This is a genomic window from Cereibacter johrii, assembly GCF_001720585.1.
Lineage (GTDB): Bacteria > Pseudomonadota > Alphaproteobacteria > Rhodobacterales > Rhodobacteraceae > Cereibacter_A > Cereibacter_A johrii.
Genome location: NZ_MABH01000230.1, coordinates 1 through 17,203, shown reverse-complemented (window position 1 = coordinate 17,203; position 17,203 = coordinate 1). Strand labels below are relative to the sequence as shown.

The 17,203-nt window shown below is 68.9% G+C and carries 17 protein-coding genes and 2 tRNA genes; 9 read left to right on the top strand and 10 right to left on the bottom strand.

The features are described 5' to 3' along the window. Nucleotides 1–280: 280 nt before the first annotated feature. The 4 genes from A9O63_RS19125 (at nt 281) to nhaC (ending at nt 4,877) form a co-directional block, all read left to right on the top strand. Nucleotides 281–1,342: a methionine ABC transporter ATP-binding protein gene (locus A9O63_RS19125; protein ID WP_069333321.1), complete on the top strand. Its 1,062-nt coding sequence runs from the start codon at nt 281–283 to the stop codon at nt 1,340–1,342. Further along, nucleotides 1,332–2,006: a methionine ABC transporter permease gene (locus A9O63_RS19120; RefSeq protein ID WP_069333320.1), complete on the top strand. Its 675-nt coding sequence runs from the start codon at nt 1,332–1,334 to the stop codon at nt 2,004–2,006. Before A9O63_RS19125 ends, A9O63_RS19120 begins: the two co-directional genes overlap by 11 nt. Before the next feature lie 28 nt (nt 2,007–2,034). Beyond that, nucleotides 2,035–2,811 (top strand): MetQ/NlpA family ABC transporter substrate-binding protein, encoded by a 777-nt coding sequence (locus A9O63_RS19115; RefSeq protein WP_069333319.1) that lies wholly within the window; start codon nt 2,035–2,037, stop codon nt 2,809–2,811. Nucleotides 2,812–3,386: 575 nt separating this feature from the next. Next, nucleotides 3,387–4,877, top strand: coding sequence for a Na+/H+ antiporter NhaC (gene nhaC / locus A9O63_RS19110; RefSeq protein ID WP_069333318.1), 1,491 nt, complete (start codon nt 3,387–3,389; stop codon nt 4,875–4,877). A gap of 264 nt (nt 4,878–5,141) precedes the next feature. Here the strand turns inward: nhaC and A9O63_RS23480 are convergent, their stop codons facing one another. Both A9O63_RS23480 and A9O63_RS19100 read right to left on the bottom strand, forming a co-directional pair. Next, nucleotides 5,142–5,873: a hypothetical protein gene (locus tag A9O63_RS23480; RefSeq protein ID WP_069333317.1), complete on the bottom strand. Its 732-nt coding sequence runs from the start codon at nt 5,871–5,873 to the stop codon at nt 5,142–5,144. 442 nt (nt 5,874–6,315) lie between these two features. Next, a tRNA-Cys gene (locus A9O63_RS19100) sits at nt 6,316–6,389 on the bottom strand. A 767-nt stretch (nt 6,390–7,156) separates the two neighbouring features. Here A9O63_RS19100 and rpsF point away from each other — a divergent pair. Genes rpsF through rplI form a run of 3 tightly spaced genes read left to right on the top strand, consistent with a single transcriptional unit; the run spans nt 7,157 to nt 8,394 of the window. Further along, the gene (gene rpsF, locus A9O63_RS19095; RefSeq protein ID WP_002720282.1) at nt 7,157–7,564 is read left to right on the top strand and encodes a 30S ribosomal protein S6; all 408 of its coding nucleotides are present in this window, start codon (nt 7,157–7,159) and stop codon (nt 7,562–7,564) included. A gap of 20 nt (nt 7,565–7,584) precedes the next feature. Next, nucleotides 7,585–7,812, top strand: a complete 228-nt coding sequence (rpsR, locus tag A9O63_RS19090) for a 30S ribosomal protein S18 (RefSeq protein WP_002720283.1) — start codon at nt 7,585–7,587, stop codon at nt 7,810–7,812. Nucleotides 7,813–7,824: 12 nt separating this feature from the next. Further along, nucleotides 7,825–8,394, top strand: a complete 570-nt coding sequence (gene rplI, locus A9O63_RS19085; protein ID WP_069333316.1) for a 50S ribosomal protein L9 — start codon at nt 7,825–7,827, stop codon at nt 8,392–8,394. 435 nt (nt 8,395–8,829) lie between these two features. On the opposite strand, the gene tig is transcribed toward rplI, so the two are convergent. Beyond that, nucleotides 8,830–10,164, bottom strand: coding sequence for a trigger factor (gene tig / locus A9O63_RS19080; RefSeq protein ID WP_069333315.1), 1,335 nt, complete (start codon nt 10,162–10,164; stop codon nt 8,830–8,832). Between the two features lie 24 nt (nt 10,165–10,188). Further along, nucleotides 10,189–10,273, bottom strand: a tRNA-Leu gene (locus A9O63_RS19075). 198 nt (nt 10,274–10,471) lie between these two features. Here A9O63_RS19075 and A9O63_RS19070 point away from each other — a divergent pair. Then, nucleotides 10,472–10,942, top strand: coding sequence for a Hint domain-containing protein (locus A9O63_RS19070; protein ID WP_069333314.1), 471 nt, complete (start codon nt 10,472–10,474; stop codon nt 10,940–10,942). A gap of 57 nt (nt 10,943–10,999) precedes the next feature. Here the strand turns inward: A9O63_RS19070 and ruvA are convergent, their stop codons facing one another. Both ruvA and ruvC read right to left on the bottom strand, forming a co-directional pair. Continuing rightward, a complete protein-coding gene (gene ruvA, locus A9O63_RS23475) occupies nt 11,000–11,878 on the bottom strand; it encodes a Holliday junction branch migration protein RuvA (RefSeq protein WP_069333313.1) in 879 nt (292 codons plus the stop codon). Next, entirely contained in the window at nt 11,875–12,381 is a 507-nt protein-coding gene (gene ruvC, locus A9O63_RS19060) for a crossover junction endodeoxyribonuclease RuvC (protein ID WP_011841515.1), read from the bottom strand. The genes ruvA and ruvC overlap by 4 nt, the downstream gene beginning before the upstream one ends. Nucleotides 12,382–12,700: 319 nt before the next feature. Here ruvC and A9O63_RS19055 point away from each other — a divergent pair, with 319 nt between their 5' ends. Then, complete coding sequence (locus A9O63_RS19055; RefSeq protein WP_069331366.1) at nt 12,701–12,913, top strand: DUF1127 domain-containing protein; 213 nt, start codon at nt 12,701–12,703, stop codon at nt 12,911–12,913. A 91-nt stretch (nt 12,914–13,004) separates the two neighbouring features. Here A9O63_RS19055 and A9O63_RS19050 read toward each other — a convergent pair whose 3' ends face one another. The 4 genes from A9O63_RS19050 to A9O63_RS19035 all read right to left on the bottom strand — a co-directional run. Further along, the gene (locus A9O63_RS19050) at nt 13,005–13,349 is read right to left on the bottom strand and encodes a hypothetical protein (RefSeq protein WP_069331367.1); all 345 of its coding nucleotides are present in this window, start codon (nt 13,347–13,349) and stop codon (nt 13,005–13,007) included. Between the two features lie 179 nt (nt 13,350–13,528). Next, complete coding sequence (locus A9O63_RS19045; protein WP_015921049.1) at nt 13,529–14,404, bottom strand: 50S ribosomal protein L11 methyltransferase; 876 nt, start codon at nt 14,402–14,404, stop codon at nt 13,529–13,531. A 63-nt stretch (nt 14,405–14,467) separates the two neighbouring features. After that, nucleotides 14,468–15,142 carry a peptide-methionine (S)-S-oxide reductase MsrA gene (msrA, locus tag A9O63_RS19040; protein ID WP_069331368.1) on the bottom strand — a complete coding sequence of 225 codons (675 nt, stop codon included), beginning with the start codon at nt 15,140–15,142 and terminating at the stop codon, nt 14,468–14,470. A gap of 252 nt (nt 15,143–15,394) precedes the next feature. Next, nucleotides 15,395–17,203: primosomal protein N' (locus A9O63_RS19035; RefSeq protein ID WP_069333312.1), on the bottom strand; the 1,809-nt coding region annotated here is incomplete at its 5' end.

The window sequence follows — 17,203 nt, the reverse complement described above, 5'->3', positions numbered from 1 at the left end:
GCCCTGAAACGCTCTCCCGATGCAAGCGCACGCGGCAAGCGGCTCTTCGCGCGGACAGGGACTCACGCGCAGAATAAGAACACTCTCCCGGTGCGACCGCCTCGGGCGGACCGACAGGACGAGGCATGGCCGCGGAGCGGAACGCGGGACCAGAGCGCCGAGCAGCCCGTGGGCCGAAGGTTCCGCCGCCGAAGCCCTAGGAGAAGCCCGCAGGGCTTGTGCCTCCCGCGCTGATAAGTTTTATCGTCCCCGGACGAGTTTGAGGCAGCGGGCATCCCGAATGCGAGACGAACAGGCAACCGGGGCGGCGATCACCTTCGACCGGGTGGAGAAGTCCTTCGCGCAGAAGGGTGGCGCGCCGGTCATGGCGCTGTCCGATTGCACGCTGACGGTCGAGCCCGGCGCGATCACCGGCATCATCGGCCGCTCCGGCGCGGGCAAGTCGACACTCCTGCGCATGGTCAACGGGCTCGAACGCCCGACCGGCGGCCGGGTGCTGGTGGGCGGGCGCGACGTGGGGGCGGCGGACGGCGCCGAGCTGCGCGAGATCCGCCGCGAGGTCGGCATGATCTTCCAGCATTTCAACCTGCTCGCCTCGCGCACCGTCTTCGGCAATGTGGCGCTGCCCCTCGAGATCGCGGGCCGTCCCGCCTCCGAGATCCGGCCCCGCGTGGCCGATCTGATCGCGCGGGTCGGTCTCGAAGCTCTGGCCGACCGCTACCCTGCCGAGCTTTCGGGCGGGCAGAAGCAGCGCGTGGGCATCGCGCGGGCCCTTGCCACCGGACCCAAGGTGCTCCTGTCGGACGAAGCCACCTCGGCGCTGGATCCCGAGACGACGCAGACGGTGCTGCGCCTTCTCGCCGACATCAACCGCGACCTCGGCCTCACGATCCTGCTCATCACCCACGAGATGGGCGTCTTGCGCGACATCGCGACCCACATGGCGGTGATCGACGGCGGACGCATCGTCGAGGCCGGTCCCACCTATGACATCTTCGTGCGCCCGCAGCATCCGACGACCCGCTCCTTCCTGTCGGGCGTGACCGGCGTGACGCTCCCCGCCTTCGTGGCCAGCCGCCTGCGTCCTGCCCCGCCCGAGGGTCCGTCGCAGGAGGTCATCCGCATCACCTTCGCCGGCCGCCATGCCACCGATCCGATGCTGGCACGCCTGACCGGCGAGCTCGGGATCGCGGTCAATATCCTCGCGGGCGCCATCGAGGAGATCGGCCCCCATCCGTTCGGAAATCTGCTCGTCTCGGTCGAGACCGGGCGCGGGGCCGAGGCGCGCGCCTATCTCGAACGCCATCAGCTGCTGACGGAGGTGCTGGGCTATGTGGGCTAACCTGACCCCCCTCCTCCTCGAGGCCACGCTTCAGACGCTCTACATGGTCGCCGTGTCGGGTGTGCTCGGTACCGCCTTCGGCCTGCCCCTGGGCGTCTTCCTCGCCACCTCGCAGCGGGGCGAGCTTCTCTCTGCGCCGCTCGTGAACAAGGTGCTGGGGCTCGTGGTCAACGCGACGCGCTCGGTGCCCTTCATCATCCTCGTCGTGGCGATCATCCCCTTCACCCGCGCGCTTGCCGGCACCTCGATCGGCACCACGGCCGCGATCGTGCCGCTGACGGTGGCGGCCATCCCCTTCATCGCCCGACTGGTCGAAAATGCGATCCGCGAGGTCGACAGCGGGCTGATCGAGGCCGCCCGCGCCATGGGGGCCACGCCCTTCCAGATCATCCGCAAGGTGCTGATCCCCGAGGCGCTGCCCGGGATCGCGCTCGGGCTCACGCTCGCACTGGTCAGCCTCATCGGCTATTCGGCCATGGTGGGTGCGGTCGGCGGCGAGGGCCTGGGCGATCTCGGCATCCGCTACGGCTACCAGCGGTTCATGCCCGAGGTCATGGCTGCGGTGGTGGTGATCCTCATCGTGCTCGTCCAACTCGTCCAATCGGTCGGCGAGGGCATCGCCCGCGCCGTCGACCGGCGCGCGCCGCGCAACCGCGGCCGCTGATGTCTGCCTCCCACAGAAGGAACCTCTCATGCTGCGCATGACCACCCTCGCCTCCGCGCTCGCCCTGATCGCCGGCGGCGCCCTCGCCGAAGAGATCAAGGTCGGTGTCTCGCCGGGCGAACACGCCGAGATCATGGAAGAGGTCGCCAAGATCGCAGCCCCGAAGGGGCTCGAGATCGACGTGATCGAATTCTCGGATTATGTGGTGCCGAACCAGGCGCTGGCCGATGGCGACATCCAGGCCAACTCCTTCCAGCACCAGCCCTATCTCGACAATCAGGTGAAGGACCGCGGCTTCGATCTGGTGCCGGTCGCGACCACGATCACCACGCCGATGGGGCTCTATTCCTCGAAGATCGAGAGCCTCGACGACCTGCCCGAGGGCGCTCAGGTCGGCATCCCGAACGATCCCACCAACGGCGGACGCGCGCTTCTCGTGCTGCAGGATCTGGGTCAGATCAAGCTGGCAGAGGGCACGGGCCTCACGCCCACCGTTCTCGACGTGACGGAGAACCCGAAGGGCATCAAGTTCCAGGAGCTCGATGCGGCGCAGCTTCCGCGCTCGCTGGCCGATCTCGACGCGGCGCTCATCAACACCAACTACGCGCTGGCTTCGGGGCTGAACCCCAAGACCGACGCGATTGCGACCGAGAAGGCCGACAGCCCCTACGTCAACATCATCGTGGTGCGGGACGGCGATCAGGAGCAGCCCTGGGTCAAGACGCTGGTCGAGGCCTATCACTCGCCCGAGCTGAAGGCCTTCATCGACGAGAAATATCAGGGGTCCGTCATCACCTCCTGGTGACACGCGGCGGGCGGGGCCACGCGCTCCGCCCCCTCCTCGCATGGGTCGAACCGGCGGCAGGTGTGGCGGCCGCTCGAGCCCTACCTACGGCTTCTTCTGAGCCTTGCCCGACATCTCCGCAGGCCGCAGACGAAGGGGCACGGGCGACCGGGCAGGACTTCCGCCAGTCTGCGTGCGGCCGGAGCACCGGCAGATGGCGCGTCGCCCCCATTTGACCCATGCGCCTGCCCAGCTCCTCCTGACCCCGGGTCGGGAAGCCGGCGGCTCGACAAAGGCATTCACCCGCAGGGAACGGGCCCTCCCTCGCTACCGCACTGGCGCAAGGTGACGTGCATCAGGGCCTCCCCGAAACCGGGCGGACCGCTCCAGCACCCAAGCGCCGCGCAGAATCCATTGAGCGGCATGATACGCTGCGTCCCCGAAGCCCGCGCAGCACCGGCACCCCCGCTGCCCCCGCGATTGCCTGAGCCTTTCGACACCGTCACCGGCCCCACAGATGGCCGGATCGGCCGATTTCGGAACCGGAAGGCCGGTTCCGGTGCTTTCCCTGTCCAACACCCAATTGTGAGGCAGACATGGAACAGCCGAGGCTCGCCCCCCCGTCCCTGCCGCTTGCCCTCGTGCCAGTGGTTCTGACGCTCGCTCTTCTCGCCCTTCAGCTCTTCTATTTCGGAGACTTCACCCCGCACATCCCGCTGGTGATCGGGCTCGCGATCACGGGGCTCGTGGGGGTGCTCCGCGGGCAGAAGTGGCTCGACATCCGTGAGGGCGTCTTCCACGTCATCCATGTCTCGATGCCGTCGCTTTCCGTGCTGATCGTGGTGGGGATGATCATCGGCGTCTGGATCGCCTCGGGCACGGTGCCCACGCTGATCTACTACGGGCTCACGCTGCTCAATCCCTCGATCTTCCTCGCGGCCGCCATGATCCTCTGCTCGGTCGTCTCGCTCTCGCTCGGCACCAGCTGGGGGACGGTCGGCACCGTGGGCCTCGCGCTGATGGGGATCGGGGCGGGCTTCGGGATCCCGCCCTACTGGACGGCCGGCGCCGTCGTCTCGGGCGCCTTCTTCGGCGACAAGATCTCGCCCCTGTCGGACACGACGAACCTCGCGCCTGCCGTGACCGGCGTGAACATCTTCGACCATATCCGCAACATGCTGCCCACGACGGTGCCGGCGATGCTGATCGCCCTCGTGGCCTATCTGGTCGCGGGCTACGCGCTGATCGAGCCGCAGGAGGCGTCCTTCGGCGCCATCGAGCGGATCACACGGGAACTCGACGCGCGGTTCGAGCTCGGCCTGATCCCGCTCCTGCCCGCCCTCGTCGTCATCGTGCTCGCGCTGATGCGCCAGCCGCCCCTGCCGTCCCTCTTCGCGGGCGTGGTGGTCGGGGCACTGATCGCCATCTTCCTTCAGGGCGCAGGCCTCCACGAGGTCTTCACCTATGCGCAGTCGGGCTATGCCATCGAGACCGGCGTGGCCGAAATCGACACGCTGCTGAACTCGGGCGGGATCCAGTCGATGATGTGGACGATCTCGCTCATGCTGATCGCGCTCGGCTTCGGCGGCGCATTGGAGCGCACGGGCTGCCTTGAGGCGATCATCACCGCGATCATCTCGCGGGTGAAGACCTTCGCCGCCGTCCAGAGCTCGGCCATCGCCACCGCCTTCGCCACGAACATGGTCGCGGGCGACCCCTATATCTCCATCGCGCTGCCGGGGCGGATGTATTCGCCGCTCTACCGCGGGATGGGCTATTCGACGCTGAACCTCAGCCGCGCCGTCGAGGAAGGCGGCACCCTGATGAGCCCGCTGATCCCGTGGAACGCGGGCGGCGCCTTCGTGATCTCGGCGCTGGGGCTCGGGATCATGTCGGGCAACATCCAGAACCTCCTCTATATCCCCCTCGCCTTCGCCTGTTGGACGGCGCCCCTGATCGGGATCTTCTACGCCTTCACCGGCCTCTTCTCGCCGCGGGCGACGGAAGACGAGCGGGCCGGCTGGGAGAAGACGGACGAGGATGTGATGGATCTGGAGGATCATGCGCTGTCGGACAGCGGCGCGTGACGGCCGCCATGAGGTGCGGGCCGCCTCCCGGGCGGTCCGGCGCGCGAGCCTGCGCGCCGCCCGGGGTAAGATTGCCTGCTCAGGAGAGGCCAGTGGTCCGGCGGGAACGACGGTCAGGGCGCCGCCGGCTTCCGGCACAACCGCGCGCCGTGGCCCGATCCTCGGGCCGGCCTTCCCGCCGCTCGCACCCCGGCTGTCGAAGCAGTGGGCTGCGTTACCTGCCACTCCGACTTGGGCCGCGAGGATGACCCGAAGCTCCGCCCATCAGATCGCGACGAGAACCAGCGCATAGCCCGCGGCCCCGCCGAAGAAGGGCCAGAAGCGGCTCTGCCGATCCTCGGGCAGTTCCTCCTTCAGCACGTTCAGCACGATGCCGCCGGCAAGAAAGGCGAAGAGGAGGCCCGTCATCAGCTCGGGCAGGCGCGTCACCGCGCCGAGCGCCCAGCCCGCCACCACGGCTGCCGCCATGATCCAGCGGCCGGTCCGGTCGTAGCGGTGCTTGTGATCGTCGCGCAGGCCGAAGTCGCTGGTCACGAAATGCATGGCCATGGCGGCCGCATAGAGCAGAAGCGACGCAAGGCCCGGCTCCTCGCGGTGGACGAGCAGGTAGCCGATCAGCAGGTTGTAGACCGCGAAGGAGCCGAGATGGACCCAGAAGAGACGCGCCTCGACCGCATCCTGTTGCCCCGCCGCCTGAGAGCGCTTGCGCGAGGCCTTGGCGAGCCTCTCGAGCCCGTAGAAGGTGGTGAGCCCGGCGAGACCCACGAGGAAGACCCAGGTCTCGGCCGCCTGAGCCCCGAGCCCCAGCGCACGGGAAAAGGTGACCTGATGGGCGCCCAGCTCGGGGAGAATATGCAGGAAGACATAGGCCACAGCCACGCCCCCCGCCGCCGAAAGCCAGATGCTGCGCGGGAGAAGCCCCAGAAAGCCGAGGCGGCCGATGAAGATGTGAATGAGGCCGAGGCCTGCGGCGAGAAGGGCAGCGATCAGGGTCATGCGGATCAACCGCCCGGCCGGGCCGCCGTTCCGCCGGGCGATCAGCGCGCGGGCGAGACACCGGTCTCGATCCTGACGGCGCAGGCGCCGATCCCTCTGAGACACGGCGACTTGAGCCATCAGACAGGACGGGACGCGGCGCCCTCCGCGTGAAGGCCAAGGCCGCCCCCGGCCCTTCCCTCGAGCCCACTGCCGGACGGCCTCCGACATCGCGACTCCCCGAAAGTCAACTTCGACGGCACGCGACCCGAGGCCCGCCGTAACGGACAGGCTCTCTCGCGCCGCGTGAGGCAGCAAGCCGAAGGAGCAGGCGGCGAGCACCGGACGGTGGACGGTCCCGCAGATGACCGCGTAGTGCGCGGATCCGAAAGGGGGACTGGAAGGGCTGCCGGAACTCGGAAGGGAGCCAACAGCTTAGCGGCTTAAAATGTCATGAAAGACTTGGAGGCGGGTACCGGAATCGAACCGGTCTTCACGGATTTGCAATCCGCTGCGTAACCTCTCCGCCAACCCGCCGGAGCCTTGGCTTCATTAGGTTTTCTCTCTGGCGCCGTCAAGGCGGTTATCGCTCCGGTTATCACGTTTTTGTTCTGCGCCCGTTCCGTTCATCTGCGTCTCTCCCGGGCCTGTCTGGCCCGCATGATCTGTCGGGCCTCACCCGCGTCCTTCCGCACCATCGCCTTTGTGGAGGGACCGGAACAGGACATGATCTCGTCGTCGTCGCAGCCTGTCCATGCGGGCTCCATCACACTGCGGTAGCGCAAGGCATGGAGGTCGAACGCCTCGACGCCCAGCCCATCTTCGCCGCGATCGACATCACCGCCTGCCGGCGCGACGGATGCCGGGCCCCGGTGTCGAGAAGCGCTCGCACGGCCCGCCCGCGCACTTCTGGGGAAACCTGTTCGGCGTCTTGCTCATGATGCTCCCTCCTGCTCAGGGGCTGGAGCCTCCGGCAAACCCGGCGCGGTTCGGAATCCTTCCTGGCGGACGTTCTGCAACAACGCGCCTCCTGCCCTCAGAGGAAGCGCGGAGGCGGCAAGGGGCAAGGCCTTCAAGGGAAAGACATCGCGGGCCTCCGGATGGTGCGCAAATCCGTCTGATCTCGCGGCCCGGGGCTGGCCTCCGGGCCTGCCCCTCGCGGGGCCTTCGCGCTTGCATCCGGCGCGGGGGCCGCTATAAGGCCCCATCCTTCCGCTCTCATGCGAACCGGCGCAGACTCTCGTGGACGGGCCGCGGAAGGATTGGCCCGACCTATGAAATGCGCCCGACAGATTGGAGCCCGCATGTCTCTCTACGAGCATGTCTTCATCGCGCGTCAGGACCTGTCCAACGCGCAGGCCGAAGGCCTCATCGAACATTTCTCCACGGTCCTCGCGGACAACGGCGGCAAGGTCGTCGACCGCGAATACTGGGGCGTCAAGACGATGGCCTACAAGATCAACAAGAACCGCAAGGGCCACTATGCCTTCCTGAAGTCGGATGCCCCCTCGGCCGCCGTGCAGGAAATGGAGCGCCTGATGCGGCTTCATGACGACGTGATGCGCGTGCTGACCATCAAGGTCGACAAGCATGCCGAAGGCCCCTCGATCCAGATGCAGAAGCGCGACGAGCGTGAGCGCGGCGACCGGGGCGACCGTTCCGACCGGGGCGACCGCGGTGATCGCGGCGACCGTGGCGGCTTCCGTCGCTGATCGAGCAGAGGAGAATTCCCATGGCCAACAAACCCTTCTTCCGTCGCCGCAAGGTCTGCCCCTTCTCGGGCGACAATGCTCCCGCGATCGACTACAAGGACACCCGTCTTCTGCAGCGCTACATCTCCGAGCGCGGCAAGATCGTGCCCTCGCGCATCACCGCCGTTTCGGCCAAGAAGCAGCGTGAACTCGCGGCCGCCATCAAGCGCGCCCGTTTCCTCGCCCTGCTCCCCTACGCCGTGAAGTGAGGAGCTGATCCCATGCAAGTCATCCTTCTCCAGCGTGTGGCCAAGCTCGGCCAGATGGGCGAGGTCGTGAACGTCAAGGACGGTTACGCCCGCAACTTCCTGCTGCCGCAGGGCAAGGCGCTGCGCGCCAACGAGTCGAACATCAAGTCGTTCGAGGCCCGCAAGGCCCAGCTCGAAGCGCAGAACCTCGAGACCAAGAAAGAGGCCGCCGCCGTCGCCGAGAAACTCGACGGCCAGAGCTTCGTCGTGATCCGCTCGGCCTCCGACGCCGGTGCGCTCTACGGCTCGGTCACCACCCGTGACGCGGCCGAGGCTGCCACCGAAGCCGGCTTCACCGTCGGCCGCGGCCAGATCGTGCTCGACCGTCCGATCAAGGATCTGGGCCTGCACACCGTCACCGTGACGCTGCACCCGGAAGTCGTGGTCAAGATCACGCTGAACGTCGCGCGGTCGGTCGAAGAAGCCGAACTGCAGGCTTCGGGCAAGTCGATCCAGGAGCTCGCCGCCGAGGCGGAAGCCGCGGCCGACTTCGAGATCGCCGAACTCTTCGACGAGATCGGCGCCGCTTCGCAAGACGACTGAGCGATCTTCACCGATCAGGGAAAAGCCGCGCCTCCGGGCGCGGCTTTTTTCGTTGCCAATCGGCCGCGCACATCCCCGAGGCCCCACCGGGTCTTCCGACGGCCCGGCGCCCTCGCCTGACCGGACCCCCGGAAAGGAAAAGGCCGCCCTAGCCTGAACGGGCCCGGAAGAGACTGGGCCGTTCCCGCCTGAGCGGACGCTGGAAAAGACTGGGCCGCCCTCGCCTGAGCGGACGCCGGAAAGGACCAGGCCGCCCCGCCTGAACGGACCCCGGACGAAACAAGGTCGTTCCCGCCTGAGCGGACGCCGGAGAAGGCTAGGCGCCCTCGCCTGAGCGCACGCTGGAAAGGACCAAGCCGTCCTCGCCTGAACGGGCCATCGGAAAAGAAAAGGCCGCCCCCGAAGGAGCGGCCCCCTGTCGCCATGGGCGACGGATCACATCTCGTCGAGCGCCTCGATGGCCTTCTGGAGGTCGTCCTTGCCGACTTCCTTCTCGGTCACGGTCGCGCCTTCGAGGATCAGGTCCACGACCTTGTCCTCGAAGATCGGCGCGCGAAGCTGCTGCTGGATCTGCGGGTTCTTCTGCACGAACTCGAAGTAGGCGCGCTCCTGACCCGGATACTGGCGAGCCTGGGCGAGAACCGCCTGGGTCATCTCGGCGTCGGTCACCGTCACCTCGGCCTTGCGGCCGATCTCGGCCAGCAGCAGCCCGAGGCGCACGCGACGCTCGGCCAGCGCCTTGTGCTCGTCGGTGGGTTCGATGTTGCCGTGGTTGTGGCCGTGCTCTTCCGGGTGCTCCTCGTGCCAGAGCTGGTGCGCGATCTGATGCGCCTCGGCCTCGACGAGTTTCGACGGCAGCTCGAAGCTCACCATCTGGTCGAGCTGGTCGAGCAGCGCCCGCTTCAGCACGGCGCGCGAGGCGCCCTTGTATTCGGCCTCGAGCCGCTCGGAGATCTGGCCCTTGAGAGCGGCCAGATCCTCGGCGCCGTATTTCTTGGCCAGCTCGTCGTCGAGCTCGGCGGCCTTCGGCGCCTTCACGGCCTTCACCGTGCAGGCGAATTCGGCTTCCTTGCCCGCGAGATGCTTCGCGCCATATTCGGCCGGGAAGGTCACCTTCACCGTCACCTCGTCATCGACCTTCGTGCCGACGAGCTGCTCCTCGAAGCCCGGGATGAACGAGCCCGAGCCCAGCACCAGCGGGTAATCCTCGGCCGAGCCGCCCTCGAACAGTTCGCCGTCGACCGAGCCCTTGAAGTCGATCACGACCTGATCGCCATCCTTGGCCTTCGAACCCTTGCGGCGGTCCTCGAAGTTCTGCGCCGACTCGGCGAGGTTCTTCAGGGCTTCCTCGATGGCGGCCTCGTCGGCCTTCACCACCAGCCGCTCGAGCGAGACCTTCGAGGTCTCGATCTCGGGGATCTCCGGCAGGGCCTCGTATTTCATCTCGACGACGACGTCGGTGCCTTCCTTCCAGGTCTCGCCGTCGACCATGCGCACTTCCGGCTGCATCGCCGGACGGTCGCCCGAGGTCTCGAGATGATCCCGCATGGCGCCGTCAATGGCATCCTGCATCGCATCGCCGAGAAGACGCGCGCCGAACTGCTTTTTCAGCATGGCGAGCGGCACCTTGCCCTTGCGGAAGCCCTTCATCTCGATGTCGGGCTGCGCCTCGACGAGCTTTTCCTGGACCTTGGCGTCCAGTTCGGCAGCGGTCACCGTGATGGTGTACGCGCGCTTCAGACCTTCCTTCTGGGTCTCGGTGACCTGCATGTCTCTCCGTCCTCTTTGTTCCTCTGGTGCGGGTGAAGGGACTCGAACCCCCACGCCTTTCGGCGACAGGACCTAAACCTGCTGCGTCTACCAGTTCCGCCACACCCGCCTTCGGGGCCGCGCGTGAGCACGCCCCGAAAATCCGCGCCCTTCTAGCAAAGGGCCCGGCCCGATGCGAGAGGAAAAGCGCGGCTCCCGGAGAGGCGCTGCCCTGCACTCGCCGCAATGTTTCTCTTCTCCGCCACAGAAATGAACCATCTTCGGTGACTCATCCTTCGGGTGAGCGAACCGCAGGAAAGGGCCGAAGATGAGCGACATCTCTCCGACCGGACTTGGGCTACGGCACCTCCTGTCCCTGGCAAGCGGAACGCCGGTTCTGACCCTGGCCGGGATCCGGCCCGCCGAGGAGATCCGGCCGGGCGACAGGCTGGTGGCGCGGAGCGGCGCGGTCGCGGTTCTGGCGGCCGAGAAAACCACCCTGGCGCAGGCCGAGATGGTCGCCATCGCGGCAAGCACCCTCGCCCACGACCGGCCGGGCGAGACGCTCCTCGTTCCGGCTGACCAGCCGCTCCTGCTGCGGGGCGCGCGGGCCGAGCTCCTCTACGGGCAAGGTTCCGCGGTCCTGCCCGCGCGGCGGCTCGTGGACGGGCAGCTCACGCGGCTTCTGCGGATGAAAGACGTTCCGCTCGTCACGCTGACCTTCGAGGCCCCGGCGGCGATCTATGCGGGCGATCTCCATCCCGTGACCCGGCCCGAGCCGCTCGCCGTCACGGTGTGATCGTCGCCCGAGCGGCATCCGCCCGACCTCCGGCACCGGCCGGGGAGCGGCGCGGCCCTAAAGGCCGAGGGCGCGGAAGACCGCGGGCAAGGCTTCGGGCAGGTCTTCGGCAATCAGGCCCGGACCGACCCCGCGCGCCGCCTCGACATGGAGCCAGGCGCCCGCCTCGGCCGCCTCCTGCTCCCTGACGCCCCGGCCGAGGAGGCCCGCGATCAGCCCGGCCAGCACATCCCCCGCCCCCGCCGTGGCAAGCCAGGGCGCGCTCCGGGCGCCGGTGGCCGCGTGAACCGCAAGCCCCTCCGGCCCCGCCACCAGCGTCTCGGCCCCTTTCAGCAGGATCACCGCGCCCGTCTCCGCCGCGGCCTCCCGCACGGCCGCGGCGCGGGAGCCTTCGTCCTCCGGCGTCCCGGGGAAGAGCCTGCGAAACTCGCCCGCATGAGGCGTGAGCACACAGCCCGGGTGCAGCCTTTGCCGCAGCATCCTCTCGCGCGAGACGAGGGTCAGCGCGTCGGCATCGAGAACCGTCGGCCGCCCGGCATCGAGCGCCACCGCCACGAGATCGCGCTCGCGGTCGGTGAGGCCGAAGCCCGGCCCGAGGCAGAGCGCGGAGAGGCGCGCATCGCCGAGCGTGATCGCGCGCGCGGTTCCCTCGGCCCCGAGCGCGCCGAGGATCGCCATCCCCGCCTTGGCGCCGACGCCCTGCACCGTCATCAGCAGCCGATGCCACTCCTTCTCGATCATCGTGGGGAAGCCGAAGAGCTGCAGCAGATCCTCGCGCACCACGAGCTCGGTATAGAGAGCCACCCCCTCGCCCAGACCCGGCATCGAGGCGAGCGTCCGGTCGGAGACATAGACGATGTAGCCCACGCCGCGGACGTCGATCAGCACATGATCCGGGCCGCGGAAGTCGAGGATCCCCGCCACCTTGCCGATCATCGCGCGGCCCTCGCCAGTGCGGCCTCGAGCCGGCCGGAGGATTGCACATGGTGGGCGTGGCAGATCGCGACCGCGAGCGCGTCGGCCGCGTCGGGCCCCGCGAGAGCGACGCCCGGCAGGTGCAGCCGCACCATGTGCTGGATCTGCTCCTTGGCGGCATGGCCCACACCGACCACCGTCTTCTTCACCGCGTTCGGGGCATATTCGCCGACCGCGAGCCCCGCCTGCGCCGGAACGAGGAGCGCGATCCCCCGCGCCTGCCCAAGTTTCAGCGTCGCCACCCCGTCCTTGTTGACGAACGTATGCTCGACGGCCGCCGTGTCGGGCTGAAAGCGCGCCAGCACATCGGTCAGCTGGCCGTGCAGCGACAGGAGCCGCTGGGCCAGATCGCCCGAATCGGAGTGGCAAATTCCGTTTGCGACATGAGCCAGACGCGTGCCCGACACGTCGATCACCCCCCATCCCATGTTCCGCAGACCGGGGTCGATGCCCAGAACCCTCATGTCGCCCCCTGCTTCCCGTTGCCGCAAGGGCTAGCACGAAGCGGGAACACCTGCCAGCACCTTCCGCGCCCCGCGTGGCGCCACGGCGGGAAAGCCGCAGCCATGGTCGAAAAACGACACTTCTTCCGTGCGATACGACGACGAGGCCCTTTCGATCAAGCGCCCGGGATACAAGACATTTTCGTGAATTGGAGCCTTGCGTTTTCTGCAATGCGGCATTGCTCCGGAACCAATTGCCGACATCAAGCCGCCGGCTTATTTGCCTGTTCAGACGCAGCGGTGCTGTGATCTTCAGCAGTTTGAAAAAAGGACAGACGCCATGGCCGCCTTCGAGACGACCCGCCCGGCGCCCTTCGGCGCCATCTCCACCTTCCACTTCGTGCAGCGCATGAGCGACCTGCTCGCCGCCGTTGTGGCCTGGAACGACGCCCGCGCCACCCGCGCAGCCCTGACGAAGCTCAGCGATCGCGAGCTCGACGACATCGGTCTCTGCCGCGGCGATATCGATGACATCTGCGCGCTCCGCCGCTAAGGGTCAGCAGAGGACGGGACGCTCTCTCCCGGACCATCTGCCAAAGGCCGCTCCCCACCGGGACGCGGCCTTTTCCTTTGACTGAGAGCGATCAGCGTCCGGGCAGAAGCCCCCCGAGCAGCTCCGCCACGAGGCGGGCCGCCGGATCGGGGCGCAGCAGCAGGCTTCCCAGCCGGTCAAGGCCCTCCGCCGCCGCCAGCCGGTCGAGCCGCGCCTGATAGGATTCCGGCCCGATCCGCCACAGAAGCGCCCCCTTCAGCCCCACGCCGCAGAGCAGCAGCACCAGAAGCGGCGCGAGCAGGCGCGGGCGACGCCGCGCGGGCTTGAGGTAATGCGACCGGCCGAGCGTTCCCTGGGCCTCGAAGCCCAGGCCCCGCTCATGCGCGGCCTCGATCCGCGCGACCCGATTTCGAAAGTCCGCAAGGTTGCGGTCCATGACAAGCCCACACTGACACCGCCGTTTCCGGCCCAAGGCAGCATGGCCGCAGAACATGGCAGAAAGCGGGCAACATCCCGTTAATACGGGAAGAATGCGCCACAGCCTCGGCGGCGGCGCGGATTTTCACGCATCGCGCGAGCCCGGGATCCGCGGGCTCTCCCGGGCCGTGCCGATGCTCAGGGACGGCGCATCACGAGGCAGCACCATTCGCCGAGATCCTCACGCTGGGCGAGTTCGAACCCTTGGGCGAGATAGGCCTCGGTGATCGAATCGGCCTGCACCACGAGCAGGCCCGACAGGATGGCCAGCCCGCCCCCCGGCGCCACATGGGCGGCCATGGCGGGCGCGAGCTCGATCAGCGGGCCTTTCAGGATGTTGGCGAAGACGAGATCGAAGGGCGCCGCCGCGGCGATCTCGGGATGATCGAAGCCCGCGGCCTCGAGGCAGGCGACCCGCCCCTCGAGCCCGTTGATCGCGACGTTGGCTTCCGCCACCTCGACGGCCACCTCGTCGATGTCGGAGGCGAGGACCTGCGCCTCGGGGAAGACCCGCGCGGCCGCCATGGCGAGGACCGCCGTGCCGCAGCCCACATCGGCCACTTTCCGCGGCACGAAGCCCGCCTCCACCAGCCGGTCGAGGGCGCGCAGGCAGCCCAGCGTCGTGCCGTGGTGGCCCGTGCCGAAGGCCACGGTTGCCTCGATCTGGAGCGCGATCCGGCCGTCCGGCACCTTGTCCGCATCGTGGCTGCCGTAGACGAAGAAGCGCCCGGCCTCGACCGGCGACAGCTCGCGGCGGACCTTGGCGACCCAGTCGATCTCGGGCAATTCCGACAGAGCGAAGGGTCTGGCGCCGAAGGCGGTCGCCAGAAGCTCGAGCACCGCCTCGGAGGGCTGCTCGAGGAAATAGGCGCCGACTTCCCAGAGGCCCGAGCCGTCCTCGATCTCGAACACGCCCACGCCGGTCGGCTCGGGCTCCATCCGCTCGAGGGCGTCGGCGAGGGCCTCGGCGGCCTCCTCGCCTTCGAGCGTGGTCAGGGCGGAATAGGTGGGCATGGGGCAGCCTCCGGTGCGGTCGGGGCGGGCCTATCCCCGCCCCCGCCCCGCGTCAAGCGCCGCTCAGCGTGCGGGCGACGCGGCGCCGACCCCGGTTCCGATCGGGCAGGACACCCCGGTGCCGCCCACGCCGCAATAGCCGGCCGGGTTCTTGGCCAGATATTGCTGGTGATAGGCTTCGGCGAAGTAGAAGGGCGGCGCGGGAAGGATCTCGGTGGTGATCCGGCCCCGGCCGGCCGCGCTCAGTGCACCCTGATAGGCGGTGGCGGAGGCCTTGGCGGCCTCGGCCTGTTCGGGCCCGTAGGTGTAGATGGCCGAGCGATATTGCGTGCCGCTGTCGTTGCCCTGCCGCATCCCCTGCGTGGGATCGTGGTTCTCCCAGAAGAGCTTGAGCAGCATGGCATAGGAGATGACGGACGGGTCGTAGATCACGCGGACGGCCTCGGTATGGCCGGTGCGGCCCGAGCAGACCTCCTCGTAGGTCGGGTTCGGCGTGTAGCCCCCGGCATAGCCCACCATGGTGAGCCAGACACCTTCCGGCACCTGCCAGAACTTGCGCTCGACCCCCCAGAAGCAGCCCATGCCGAAGACCGCCTCGGCCATGCCCGCGGGCACCGGCGACTTCAGCGGCAGGCCCGACAGGAAATGCGTCTCGGCCGTGGGAATGGGTTCAGGGCGGCCGGGCAGCGCCTCGGCGGCAGAGACCATCTCGGACTTCTTACGGTTGAGCAGGAACATTGTGCGGCCTCCGGTTGACAGGGGACGAATATAGGGAGGGCCGCCTGCCGGTGCGAGTCACGCTGACGGCACCGGAAGCCTTGCGCGATCACGCTCGCGCCATCAAGGCGCGAAAGGGGCGCCGCGTTTCCCCATTGGACGCAGGAGCCCCCTTCCGGCGCAGGGGCGGGGCCCGCCGTCAGAGATGGCAAGGGGCGGCGCGCCCTCTTCGGATGCAAGAGGCCCCCAGCGGCGCAGGGAGGCGGCCCGCGGTCAGAGGAAGCTCTGTGGATCGATATCCACCGCAAGGCGCAGGGCTGCGGGCAGCTTCACCTGCGCGATCCACTCCGCGAGCGCGGCCTGCAGCGGCGCGCCCTTCCCCGCCTTGACCAGCAGGCGCACCCGGTGGCGGCCCCGCACCCGGGCGATGGGCGCGGGCGCGGGGCCGAAGACCTGCGCCCCGATCCGGCGCAAGGGGGCGTCGGCCCGCGCAAGCTCCGCACCCGTCTCGAAGACCTGCGCCACATCGGGCGAGGACAGGATGATGCCCGCGAGGCGCCCGTAGGGCGGCATCCCCGCCACGCGCCGCTCCTCGGCCTCGGCCCTCCAGAAGGCTTCCTCGTCGCCGCCGAGGATCGCCCGGATCACCGGATGTTCGGGCTGGCAGGTCTGCACGAGCGCCACGCCCCGTCGGCCCGCCGAGCGTCCGGCGCGCCCTGCCACCTGCCGCACCAGCTGGAAGGTGCGCTCGGCGGCCCTCAGGTCCGATCCCTGCAGGCCCAGATCCGCGTCGATCACGCCCACCAGCGTCAGGAGCGGGAAGTTGTGCCCCTTGGCCACGATCTGCGTGCCGATGATGATGTCGGCGCCGCCCTCGGCGATGGCCGCGATCTGCTCCTTCAGTGCCCGCGCCGAACCGAAGAGGTCCGAGGACAGCACCGCCACCCGCGCCTGCGGAAAGCGGTCTGCCACCTCCTCGGCCAGCCGCTCGACCCCGGGCCCCACCGGCGCCATCCGCCCCTCGACCCCGCAGGAGGGGCAGGCCTCGGGCATGGGTTTCGTCGCCCCGCACTGGTGGCAGACGAGGCGCTTCTGGAACCGGTGCTCGACCATCCGCGCGTCGCAATGGTCGCAGCCGATCTGGTGGCCGCAGGCGCGGCAGATCGTGACCGGCGCATAGCCGCGGCGGTTCAGGAACAGAAGCGACTGCTCGCCCCGCGCGATCCGGGCCTCGACTGATCGGGCCAGCGCCTCCGAAATCCAGCGGTTCGCGGGCAGCTTCTCGGGGCGCAGGTCGATCGCATGCATCTCGGGCAGCTCGGCCGCGCCGAAGCGGGCGCCGAGATCGAGCCGGGCGTAGCGGCCCTGCGCGGCATTCACCCAGCTTTCCAGCGAGGGCGTGGCCGAGGCCAGCACCGCCGGGCAGCCGCAGATCGAGGCGCGCAGCACCGCCATGTCGCGGGCATTGTAGAGCGCGCCCTCCTCCTGCTTGTAGGAGGTGTCGTGCTCCTCGTCGACGACGACGAGGCCGAGGTCGCGGAAGGGCAGGAACAAGGCCGAACGGGCTCCCGCCACGAACTGCGCCTGCCCCTCCGAGACCATCCGCCAGAGCCGCCGCCGCTCGGTCGCGGTCACGCCCGAGTGCCATTCGGCGGGTCGCGCCCCGAAGCGGGCCTCGACGCGGGCGAGGAATTCGGAGGTGAGCGCGATCTCGGGCAGGAGCACGAGGGCCTGCCGGCCGCGGCGCAGGCATTCGGCCACCGCCTCGAGATAGACTTCGGTCTTGCCCGAGCCGGTCACGCCCTTCAGGAGCGTCGTGCTGTAGCTGTCGGCCGCCACCGCCGCGACAAGGGCTTCGGCCGCGGCCACCTGATCGCCCTCGAGCCGCACGGGCGCGGCACCGGGATCGAGCGGCGGATAGGGCAGATCGCGCGGCGCCTCCTCCTCGACGATCGCGCCCGCCTTGACCAGCCCCTTCACCACCGAGCTCGTCACCCCCGCCTCGGCCGACAGTTCGGCCAGCGTCACCGGCGCCCCGCCATAGGCCGCCAGCGCGTCGAGCACCCGCTGGCGCGGCTCGGT